Origin of the sequence: Parapedobacter defluvii (assembly GCF_014642075.1) — a bacterium.
Lineage (GTDB): Bacteria > Bacteroidota > Bacteroidia > Sphingobacteriales > Sphingobacteriaceae > Parapedobacter > Parapedobacter defluvii.
On the sequence record NZ_BMIK01000002.1, the window covers coordinates 18,080 to 29,634 of the forward strand.

The following is an 11,555-nucleotide window of genomic DNA, read 5'->3' on the forward strand; positions in this document are numbered from 1 at the left end:
AGATGATGACAGACAGACAACTGGCATTGATCATCGGGCTTGGGTTTGTATCAATGACTGTAAAGGGGCAGTCTGTGGACCGCGCCGCAATGGAAACGATGCAGGACAGCCTTGTTAAGCTGGGATATACGATTTACAACGAACCTTCCGAACCGGAACGGCTAAAAGCCAATTTTGCGTTCGTAAAAACACTGGTGTCGGCTTTGAAAACACCTCATTCGTATCATTTCGGATTCGATTCGCTTACCATGGTGTCCGTGCTCCGTTCGCCCGATGACAAGTTCAGGGTGTTTTCCTGGCACGTCCCCCTAAACGACGGCTCCTACCTCTATTATGGCACCATTCAGTTAAATACACCAGACGGACGCCTGAAAATGTATCCCTTGCTGGATAAAACGTATGAAATCAAATCTCCGGAAACGGATGTTACGGCGGGAGATAATTGGTACGGTGCCCAATACTATCGCATGATACCGTTCGGTGCGGATTATATTCTCCTGGGGTGGAAGGGCCATACAGCCCAGGTGACACAGAAAGTAATTGAAATACTGAGTCTGGCTGACGGAGGTGTTAAATTGGGCAAAGCGATCTTCGAGAGTGACAGTACCCGGGGGCAGGCACGGATGATTTACCGCTATAGCCGGAATGCACAGATGTTCATAGATTACGACCGTACCGGAAATCGCATCGTTATGGATCATTTGGCCCCGCCTGAAGAACGGGATGAAGGACAATATGAACAGTATGGGCCCGATATGACGTACGATGCCTGGCAGCTTCAAAACGGTAAACTGGTACTCATTCCGGATATTCCCATGATGAACCCCGCGGCACCGGAAGACGACAATTACAATGATCCGCGAAAGCCCTCCACTCATCCGAAAAGCGGGCTTTCCACGCAATGAATTTTACTAAACTTTCTTTCCAAATCGTAAAAAGTTATTTTATTTGCAGCAGGTTATCCTAAATTACACATGCCTTTTATGCACAAAATGAATATTTTATGGGATTTACGAATCAAGAAGACCAACTGGATGCGCATCTGATTGAGCGCGGGGTCAGTACGAAACGGGTATTTGACCATCCCGTAGGGTTATTTGTACTGTTTTTCACCGAAATGTGGGAACGGTTCAGTTACTATGGGATGAGAGCCCTATTGACTTTGTTTCTGGTCTCTGAGTTGGCGAGTGGGGGATGGGAATGGACCCGGGAAAGCGCCATGGAGTTATACGGTTGGTACACCGGATTGGTTTATCTAACTCCATTAATCGGTGGTTTTATTGCCGACCGGTTGACGGGCTATCGAAAAGCAGTTGTTTTGGGAGCATTAATTATGACGCTGGGACATGCTTCGATGGCACTGGAAGGTTCAGGCAAGATTTTTTTCTACTTGGGGCTGGTACTAATGATTTTGGGGAATGGATTGTTCAAGCCGAATATTTCTTCCATCGTGGGACAACTGTACCCCGATAACAGTACGAAGAAAGATGCAGCTTACACCATCTTTTACATGGGTATTAATGCGGGTGCTTTCTTAGGAATGCTGCTTTGTGGGTATATCGGCGAAAAAATCGGTTGGCATTACGGCTTTGGCTTGGCCGGTATATTTATGTTCTTTGGTATGCTGCAATTTTACTTTGCCCAGCGTATTTTTGGCGTGTTGGGTGAATCGCCCAAAGAAACGCGTGAGCGAATAAGTAGTGAAAAACAAACTCATACGGCCGATGATTCAATCGAAAGTGAGACATCATCTCCCCATGTCGTAAGGGACCGACTTATTGTAATCATTGTTCTTTCTTTGTCAAGTATCTTTTTTTGGATGGCTTTTGAGCAAGCGGGCGGATCCATGTCCATCTTTGCGAAAGATTATACCCAACGGATGCTCGCGGGTAATGCGGCGCTTACCTTTAAATGGGTGGATGCGATATTGACGCTATTCCCGTTGGTGATCGTCACGTGGGTGTTGTTTTCGCTGGCAAAGAAGATATTTTCCGAGTATCCGATTTCCATTCTGTTCACCGGGTTGAGTTTCTTTGTGATTTGGTGTCTCGGTATTTGGAAAGTATACCGTGAATTTAATGCCTTGGAGACCGAAGTTGCGGCTTCCTGGTTTCAGATACTCAATTCGTTTTTTATCATTACGCTGGCAACTCCCTTCAGCAAAGTATGGGAAAAGGTATTTAATCCGACAGGGCCGGTTAAATTTGCGCTGGGACTGATTCTTTTGGGGATTGGCTTTGCCGTATTGGGATATGGTAGCAAAGACATTCCTCAAGGGGCCGCCACGGCACAGGTCAGTATGATTTGGTTGGTTTTAGCTTATTTTTTCCATACCTCTGGCGAATTATGTCTTTCACCCGTGGGGCTTTCTTACATGAGCAAACTTTCACCACAGAAATTTGTGGGATTGATTTTCGGAGTGTGGTTTGCGTGCAGCGCAGTGGCCAATTGGCTGGCTGGCATGTCGGGCAGCTTGATTGACAAAATCAGCGAAACTTACTCGCTTTCGACGTTCTTTTTAATCTTCGCCGTGATTCCTGGTATTGCAGGTTTGTTATTGATCTTGTTTTCTCCCATATTGAAACGGATGATGCATGGTATTCATTGATCCAGGTTTATAAAAGATAACGAGCCGTTACCTTGGTATGCAAGGTAACGGTTTTTTTATCGTCCTTTTGGTGATAATCCTTACCTTTACGGTTAAAATTGAAAACCAACGTGTCAGGCAGTATCGTCATCATCCCAACGTATAACGAAAAGGAGAACATCGAAAAAATCGTCCGGAAAGTATTTTCGCTGGAAATTGATTTTGATATTTTGGTGGTGGATGATGGATCGCCCGACGGAACGGGAGCGATTGTCAAGCGCCTCCAAAATGAGTTCACTAACCAGCTCTTCCTTGAAGAACGGAAAGGTAAATCAGGTTTGGGAACGGCTTATATCCATGGCTTCCGTTGGTGCCTCGCGAGGGACTATGCCTATATTTTTGAAATGGACGCAGATTTTTCCCACAATCCGGATGATTTGATCCGGCTACGGGAAGCGTGTGTATCCGGGGCAGACATGGCCATCGGCTCGCGGTACATTAAAGGTGTGAATGTGGTTAACTGGCCCATGAACCGTGTGCTGATGTCGTATTTTGCCTCGGGTTACGTGCGGATGATTACCGGAATATCCGTGCGGGATGCAACGGCAGGTTTTGTTTGCTATAGACGGCAAGTACTGGAAACCATACCGCTGGACCGGATTAAATTTGTGGGATATGCGTTTCAGATTGAGATGAAATTCACGGCGATCAAATATGGATTTAATGTGGTGGAAATACCCATCATCTTTACCGACCGTACAGAAGGCGAATCCAAGATGAGTACGCGGATTTTCCGGGAGGCATTTTTTGGAGTAATCCAGATGAAAATGAACAGCTGGTTTAGAAAATATGCTCGGAAAGCTGATACCGAAAGCGAAAGAACATGAACGAAAATTTGGATCCAAATCCCGAAAGGTTGTCCAGTGCTGAGCGTGAATTGGAAAAAGTGCTTCGACCACAGGCTTTTGAAGATTTTACAGGCCAACAGAAAATATTGGAAAACCTGAAAGTGTTTGTTCAGGCAGCCAAGCTGCGTGGAGAGGCACTTGACCATGTATTGTTGCACGGTCCACCGGGGTTGGGCAAGACTACGCTTTCGCACATCATTGCCAATGAAATGGGGTCGGGTATCAAAATTACCTCAGGACCGGTACTGGATAAGCCGGGCGACCTTGCTGGACTGCTTACCAATCTCGAAGAGGGGGATATTCTTTTTATTGACGAAATACACCGATTGAGTCCCTTGGTGGAGGAGTACCTGTATTCGGCCATGGAGGATTTCCGGATCGATATCATGCTCGAAACAGGCCCGAATGCCCGTTCCGTACAGATTACCCTTAATCCCTTTACCTTGGTGGGCGCAACCACACGCTCTGGGCTGCTTACGGCACCGTTACGTGCGCGGTTCGGCATCAACGCACGGTTGGAATATTACGATGCAAAATTATTGACAACCATCGTGTTGCGGTCGGCCAGTATCCTTCGGACACCCATTACAGAGGAGGGAGCCTATGAAATAGCCCGCAGAAGCCGCGGAACGCCCCGTATTGCCAATGCGCTGCTCCGTCGCACACGCGATTTTGCACAGATAAAAGGCGACGGGAAAATCGATGTACCCATTGCGCAATATGCGCTCAACGCGCTGAATGTGGACGAACATGGCCTGGATGAAATGGACAACCGTATCCTGCTGACGATCATTGAGAAGTTTAAGGGTGGGCCGGTAGGTATCAAAACGGTGGCAACGGCGGTAGGGGAGGATGAGGGCACCATCGAGGAAGTTTACGAGCCCTTTTTGATACAGGAAGGATATTTAATGCGTACTTCCAGGGGGAGAGAATGCACAGAATTAGCATACCGGCACTTGGGGAAAGACAAGAACGGGAGTCTGAGCCTGTTTAGCGAGGGTTCGTAAAGTAATGGAAATATTTTATATTTGGCCAGTATGTTGACTAAGAACCAATTTTTTCTAAGTCTATTGGTGGTGATACTGCCTAGCGTGCTATGTGCACAATCGGTGGAATCTAGGATTCCGTATTACCGATATCACATTTCGGCGGAAGGCGGTATCAACCGGTTGTACGGTGATTTAACCGAGAACACGCCGGCCGGACCAACGTTCAGGATCGCCGCAGGCATGTTCTTAATCCATGGCTTTGCGCTCGGCTTGGAAGCGGAAGTGGGTCTATTAAAAGCGGATAATGCCGCCCCGGATCTGGAAAGTCTTAATTTCTCCAAAAATAACTATACAAAAGCAGCAGTGGGGATCAGGCTTTATCCGCTGCTGTTTCTTCAGGACGATCATGACCGACGTGTTGAATACAGGCAAAGTTTTGGCCGTAAAGTGGTGAATAGATTTTATTTGGGTGCCGGTTTTGGTCTGGTGTATAATACCCAGTTGGGCGTGCATGAAACATATGCCTATACGGACCCATTGTTGGGCGATGATATCCCTATAGAAACGGCGTTTTCGGAAAGAGACCGCGGGGCTTCAAATCTGGCGTTGGTCAATGGTGGCTTTGACATCCCGCTCTCCAGCTTGAATCCAAACAAACTTGACTTCTTTGTTTGGATGCTCAATTTGAATTTTCAAACTAATTTGGGTTTGGGAAAGGGGAAAGATATCATCGATGGCTGGATAAGTGGTAACGGATCGGATGCGTTCAACGTTTACTCCATTGGCTTGAAGGTGGCGTTTTAGTTCTTATAGTGTTCGATTTCTCGGCTTAATTCGATACCTAGAATTCTAAAAAATCCTACTCCGTTGATTATTTTGTACGATGAAAGAAATAGTGGTGTTTAAATACCGTATCGGTTTTGGATGTAGTAATCTCTGTTAATATCGATAAATGGTTCCCCTCTTTTATATCTTTAATGGTCAATGAGTCGATGGCTTTGTCTTTCATTTCCTCTTTTTTGATGAAAACAACAACCAATGAATCGCCACTTGCTTTGATTGCTGAGAATGTGTTTGTGTTGGGGTTTAATGGTATTGAATCCGAATCCGGGGTTGCGAATGCCTGAATTTTAACATTTGGGTTCCCAAATGAATTCCAACGTACGCCTATCTTGTTAGCGTCCCGAATAAATACATCTCTGAATAATTTCAATTCAGTTGTATCGTAAACTATGAGGGAGTTTACTGATCCGGGTTCAATGGATAATGATGTGTCTATATTTAAAATTTTAATTTCATATTCTCCGGGCTGCAAAACTGCATAATTAAGCGTGTCAGGGGATGTATTCAGTTCAAACGATAAGCTATCTTTTGCGCTTGCTATGTTTCTAAGAGATACATTCTCAAAAATAATCCCGTCTCCCACGTACATAGCGGTAATTGCTGCAAGCTTTCCTCGTTCGCTTTCGAATAGATCGGCGGCCGGATCATAATTACAAGAAGCCAATGATACCAAACAGGTTAAAACTGATAAAAATTTATTCATTTGATGCATCGGTATCGGTTTAACGATTACCCAATTTAAGTATAAGAAGAAACAATCAATTAGACAAAGATAGTATAAGTTTTTAGCAATTAGGCTACAAAATCAGAACAAAAGTAGCTGGTCTTACCCTGTTGGTGGCCGCGATGGTTCCGAGCAATGCTTTCAACATTTCAGCTTGCCTAATATTTTCTTTTCTGATTCTCCGCAAACACGCCTAATATTTTTAGTATATTAGCGCATCAAGAAGAAGATACATGAACATATTCAGTTTTACAGCACATTTCGGCACGGAGGAAGATTGCCGTTTTCATTTCAAGGAGCAACGGGACAAGGAGGGAGTTGTCTGCAAGCGATTCGGGGGCACCTCTCATTATTGGTTACAGGGCAAATGGAGTTACGAATGCAAAAGCTGCCGTTTCTGGTGTGGTACAAGACCATGTTCCTGATGAGCTGCACCAAGAAGGGGTTCTCGACCAACGAGATACAGAAGCAATTGTGGTTGAAGCGTTACGAGCCGGTATGGTCGATGGTACACAAGCTCCGCAAAGCGATGGGTAACCGGGATGCCCGGTACACGCTTGAAGGGATGATAGAACTGGATGAGGGCTATTTTTCGGTGGCCAGCAAGGAGGTAGAACGGGGTAAGGGAACGCGTGGCCGGGGAGCCGAGGGCAAGCAGAACGTTGCGGTGATGGCCGAAAGCACCCCGTTGGAAGATATCGAAACGGGCAAAAAGGAGAAGCATGTGCGCTATTTCAAGGCCCGGGTGCTGGATAGCCATGAAAGTGAGGGAATCAACGAACTGGTCAGGGACTGCATGGAGAATGAGGCCATCGTCTTTTCGGACAAAAGCACCTCTTACGTTGACATCTCCGATCTGGTGGAATTGCACATCACCGAGAAATCCGACGCCAAAACCACCAGGGAAACACTCAAATGGGTACATATCGCTATCAGCAATGCAAAACGGACATTGCTGGGCAATTGCCATAAAATCAAAAGGAAGTACCTCCAGCTCTACCTCAATGAGTTCATTTATAAACTCAATAGAAGGTATTTCGGAGACAAACTGTTTGACAGACTGGTCATTGCAAATATAACAGGTGCGTAAACGGATAATCAGATTTTCTTTCCACGGCTCTGCATCGCAGCCGATCCGTCGCGTAGCAGGAATCCCGAAATCCCTTTTGTGGTAGACATGGCGTGGTGTGGTACCTTCAGCTCCACAGATGATGGTCTGCCCTATATTGGTCCTTGGTCCGGCAGAAAGCGGATGTTCTTTGCCCTCGGATACGGAGGTAACGGCATTACGTTCAGTATGATTGCGGCTCAGCTGATCAAAAACAAACTCAAGGGCATCAAAGACGAGCGGGAGAACGTATTTGGGTTTGAAAGGTAATGAATGGTCAGTGATGGGTGAGCGGCAGTTGACCACCCATCACTGATTACCCATCACCGATCACCGATCACTAAATAAACCGGTTTACAATGTTTTCAAACAGTTCCTGCTTGCCACTGCGGGTTTCTGGTTCACCGGATGCAGCGGCAATGTTGCGCAGATCCGCCAGGCTCAGTTTACCCGATTCGAACGCTTTGCCGTCTCCGGCGTCAAAAGAAGCATACCGTTCGGTCCTCAATTTCCGGTAATCTGATTTTTGGAGGATATTGTCTGCTGTGATCAGTGCACGTGCAAACGTGTCGGCGCCACCGATATGTGCGTAGAACAGATCGGCACGATCCGTGGAATTCCTACGTACTTTCGCATCAAAATTGATGCCTCCCCCTGCAAAACCACCGGCTTCAAGAATGATGAGCATGCATTCCGTAAGCTCGTTGATGTTATTGGGGAATTGGTCCGTATCCCAGCCGTTTTGGTAATCGCCCCGGTTGGCATCCATTGAACCGAGTAAGCCGGCATCGGCTGCTACTTGTAGCTCGTGTTGGAACGTATGCCCGGCAAGTGTCGCGTGATTCACTTCGAGGTTGAGCTTGAAATCGTCGAGCAGGTCGTATTGCCTTAAAAAGCTGATTACGGTTGCTGCATCGTAGTCGTATTGATGTTTTGTGGGCTCGCACGGTTTAGGTTCAATGAAAAATGTGCCTTTAAAACCTTGTGCACGTGCATAATCCCGGGCTGCGTGCAACATACGGGCAAGGTGTTCCTGCTCGCGTTTCATGTCGGTGTTGAGAAGGGTCATGTAACCTTCACGGCCACCCCAGAATACGTAATTTTCTCCACCGAGGGCGATGGTAGCATCTAGTGCGGCCTTGATTTGCGCGCCTGCATGTGCCACAACTGCAAAATCAGGATTGGTGGCTGCTCCGTTCATATAGCGTTGATGGGAAAACAGATTGGCTGTACCCCATAGCAGTTTCACGCCACTGGCGGCCTGTTTTTCCTTCGCGTATTCCACCAAAGTCTGTAGACGGCGTTCGTTTTCGGCCACGTCATTACCATAATCTACCACATCAACGTCGTGGAAGCAATAATAAGGCATTCCGATTTTCGTGAAAAACTCGAATGCGGCATCCATCTTGTCTTTGGCCCGACGGATGACGTCACTGTTTTCATCCCACGGAAAGAACAACGTCGGTCCGCCGAACGGATCGCTTCCATTTCCGTTAAAAGAGTGCCAATAGGCCACGGCAAACCGTAAATGTTCTTCCATGGTTTTACCCGCCACGATCTTGCCGGCATCATACCAGCGGTAGGCCAGCGGGTTATCGGACTCGGGGCCTTCGTAATTGATTTTACCGATGCCTTTAAAATATTCTTTTTCGCCTATGAGTACGTTTGACATATGTTTTTTATTAGTTTGCTGATTTGTTAATTTGTTTTTTCGTTTGATTTGAGTTCGTTGGCTAACTGACCGTCGAGAAGTTCCTTCCATTCCTGGTAGAGTTCTTCGTAAGGCGTAGACGCCTGAGGTTCCACGGTTTTAAGGGTTTTCAACTGGCTGAAGGCTTCCTGTGGCGTTGAAAAGATACCGGAACCGATGCCTGCACCCAGGGCCGCCCCTACACTGCCGTCGTTTTCATACAGTTCGACAGGAACACCGGTGATATCCACGAACATCTCGGTGAATAATTCACTCAGGAACAGGTTGGCCTGTCCGGCGCGGATGACAGATGGATTCATGCCGTTTTCTCGGATAATATCCAGCCCGTAGCGGAATGCATAGGCAATGCCTTCCTGTGATGCCCGGAAAACATGGGAACGGCCATGTGCGTTGAAATCCAGATCAATGAATCGTGCACCCAAAATCCGGTTGTGGAGAATGCGCTCCGCACCGTTACCGAAAGGCAGAATTTTGAGACCATTGCTGCCCGGACTTACCGCCTTGCCGAGGGTATTCATCTGCTTGTAGTCGATGCCGTGGCCGAAATGATCCTTCACCCAACGGTTCAGGATTCCGGTTCCGTTGATACACAGCAATACACCCACCCGGCGTTCTTCCGGAGTATAGTTAACATGGGCGAATGTGTTTACCCGAGAGGCAGGATCGTATACAAGCTGATCGCTCACCGCGTAAATAACGCCGGAAGTACCTGCAGTAGCTGCTACTTCGCCCGGCTCCAATACATTGAGGGAAAGGGCATTATTAGGTTGATCGCCAGCTTTGTACGACACAGGAATGCCCGGTTTGAGACCGAGCTGCGATGCTACATCCGTACGCAGTGTGCCATGTTCGCCAAACAGCGGCTTGATTACCGGAAAGACCGCCTCGTCAAAACCGAAATACCGGATGATATCCCCGGAAATGCAATTTGCCTGAAAGTCCCAGAAAACACCTTCGGAAAGCGCGGAAATACTGGTGGTTGCCAATCCTGTCAGCTTGAGCGCAATGTAATCACCTGGAAGCATAATCTGATGGGCTTTACGATAAAGCTCCGGTTCGTTGGCTTTGACCCAGGCCCATTTTGCCGCTGTGAAATTGCCCGGTGAATTGAGCAGGTGTTTCAATGCATGTTTTGGACCGATCTGTTCGAATGCGGCTTCGCCGATTTCCACGGCACGGCTATCACACCAGATAATCGAATTGCGTAGTGCATTGCCATCCTTATCCACCACCACCAGGCCGTGCATTTGGTACGCAATGCCGATGGCGCCTATATCGCTTGGATCGAAAGTGTCATTGGCGGTAAGTTTACGGATCGCAAGCTTCACCTGTTCCCACCACATATCCGGAGACTGCTCTGCCCAGCCCGGTATGACAGATAGAATGGTGTTCTCTTCGTCTTCCGGATACCGTGCCGATGCAACGCAGGTTTGCGTATGGGCGTCTACCACGGAAACTTTGATGGAAGAAGTACCGATATCAATGCCTAATAATAACATGGCTACTTAAAATAGGTTTCATAATGCTAACGTTGGCATAAAGGTAGGGTATTCTTTGGGAATTTCCAAAATCTAATACTATTTTTGTTACTTTTGAGTCCATTAACCTCGTTCAATTTGAAAAAGATTACCATTTTAGACATTGCCAAGGAACTGAATATCACCTTTTCAACGGTAGCCAGGGCACTTAACGATCATCCGGCCATCAGCGCGGCGACGAAGAAAGCAGTGCGTGAAACGGCCGATAGACTCGGATACCGGCCCAATAAGGTGGCTTCATCGCTGCGATCAGGTAAAACTAAAATCATCGGTGTGTTGGTACCCCGGCTCGATGTCAGTTTTTTCAGTTCGGTAGTACATGGTATTGAAGGAGTGATGAACGAAAACGGGTATACCATCTTGCTTTATCAATCGCAGGAATCTGCCAAACAGGAAAATAAGGGCATCGATACGTTTTTGCGGTCGCGCGTGGATGGCATCATTGCTTCCATATCCTTGGAAACAGAGGGTGCAGGTGGGTATGGGGAAGTTAAGGAACGGGGCATTCCGCTAGCTTTTTTTGACCGGGCGCCGCAGGCACTGGATGTGCCGTCTGTCACCATCGATGACTATCGCGGTGGATTCATGGCCACCGAACATTTGATCAAATCCGGATACCGCCGGATTGTGCACATTAATGGATATCGGAATATGCACATCTTCAACGAGCGTTTACGGGGTTATCTGGACGCCCTGAAACAGTATGGTCTTCCCGTCGATGAAAATCTGATTGTCAAAGGAGATTTTTCGCTCGAATTTGGCCGGCACTGTGTTCGGGATTTGTTGGCCAAGGGGGTTGAGTTTGATGCGGTATTTACGTTGGAAGATTTCACAGCCATGGGAGTGGTGCAGGAACTGAAGGCAGCCGGAAAACGGGTTCCGAAAGAAGTAGGGGTAGTTGGATTTGCCAATGAAGCGTTTACGAGTTTGGTGAGTCCTACCGTTTCTACACTCGACCAACGAACGGTGGAAATGGGTGAGGAAGTTGCCCACCTGTTTCTCAAGCTGCTTAAGAAAGGTAATTATTACAGCCATAAGCCCGAGAAGATTATACTGGAGCCTGAACTGCTGATCAGGGAAAGCTCATCACGTTAATTTTATCTATTTACGTATTGCAGTTGCGATATTAAATGATATTTTTGCCACT

10 protein-coding genes and 1 pseudogene are annotated in these 11,555 nt (G+C 47.1%); 8 read left to right on the top strand and 3 right to left on the bottom strand.

All coding sequences use genetic code 11. The features are described 5' to 3' along the window. Positions 1–2: 2 nt before the first annotated feature. The 5 genes from IEX60_RS03965 to IEX60_RS03985 all read left to right on the top strand — a co-directional run bounded on the left by IEX60_RS03965 (position 3) and on the right by IEX60_RS03985 (position 5,288). Positions 3–905: a hypothetical protein gene (locus tag IEX60_RS03965; protein WP_188747687.1), complete on the top strand. Its 903-nt coding sequence runs from the start codon at positions 3–5 to the stop codon at positions 903–905. Positions 906–1,003: 98 nt separating this feature from the next. After that, positions 1,004–2,608, top strand: coding sequence for a peptide MFS transporter (locus IEX60_RS03970; protein ID WP_188747689.1), 1,605 nt, complete (start codon positions 1,004–1,006; stop codon positions 2,606–2,608). 110 nt (positions 2,609–2,718) lie between these two features. After that, on the top strand, positions 2,719–3,474 hold the full coding sequence (locus IEX60_RS03975; protein WP_188747690.1) for a polyprenol monophosphomannose synthase: 756 nt from the start codon (positions 2,719–2,721) through the stop codon (positions 3,472–3,474). After that, positions 3,471–4,502: a Holliday junction branch migration DNA helicase RuvB gene (ruvB, locus tag IEX60_RS03980; protein WP_188747693.1), complete on the top strand. Its 1,032-nt coding sequence runs from the start codon at positions 3,471–3,473 to the stop codon at positions 4,500–4,502. Before IEX60_RS03975 ends, ruvB begins: the two co-directional genes overlap by 4 nt. Before the next feature lie 30 nt (positions 4,503–4,532). Next, entirely contained in the window at positions 4,533–5,288 is a 756-nt protein-coding gene (locus IEX60_RS03985; RefSeq protein ID WP_188747695.1) for a hypothetical protein, read from the top strand. A gap of 67 nt (positions 5,289–5,355) precedes the next feature. Here the strand turns inward: IEX60_RS03985 and IEX60_RS03990 are convergent, their stop codons facing one another. After that, positions 5,356–6,030 (bottom strand): hypothetical protein, encoded by a 675-nt coding sequence (locus IEX60_RS03990; RefSeq protein WP_188747697.1) that lies wholly within the window; start codon positions 6,028–6,030, stop codon positions 5,356–5,358. Positions 6,031–6,284: 254 nt separating this feature from the next. Here IEX60_RS03990 and IEX60_RS03995 point away from each other — a divergent pair. Continuing rightward, positions 6,285–7,141: pseudogene (locus IEX60_RS03995) on the top strand (IS1595 family transposase). Positions 7,142–7,228: 87 nt separating this feature from the next. Further along, positions 7,229–7,429 carry an FAD-dependent oxidoreductase gene (locus IEX60_RS04000; protein ID WP_229717408.1) on the top strand — a complete coding sequence of 67 codons (201 nt, stop codon included), beginning with the start codon at positions 7,229–7,231 and terminating at the stop codon, positions 7,427–7,429. A gap of 70 nt (positions 7,430–7,499) precedes the next feature. Here IEX60_RS04000 and xylA read toward each other — a convergent pair whose 3' ends face one another. After that, positions 7,500–8,831, bottom strand: coding sequence for a xylose isomerase (xylA, locus tag IEX60_RS04005; protein ID WP_188747699.1), 1,332 nt, complete (start codon positions 8,829–8,831; stop codon positions 7,500–7,502). A gap of 26 nt (positions 8,832–8,857) precedes the next feature. Beyond that, positions 8,858–10,369, bottom strand: a complete 1,512-nt coding sequence (locus IEX60_RS04010; RefSeq protein ID WP_188747701.1) for a xylulokinase — start codon at positions 10,367–10,369, stop codon at positions 8,858–8,860. A gap of 117 nt (positions 10,370–10,486) precedes the next feature. On the opposite strand from IEX60_RS04010, the gene IEX60_RS04015 reads away from it, so the two are divergent. Beyond that, positions 10,487–11,503, top strand: coding sequence for a LacI family DNA-binding transcriptional regulator (locus IEX60_RS04015; RefSeq protein WP_188747703.1), 1,017 nt, complete (start codon positions 10,487–10,489; stop codon positions 11,501–11,503). The last annotated feature ends 52 nt before the right edge of the window (positions 11,504–11,555 follow it).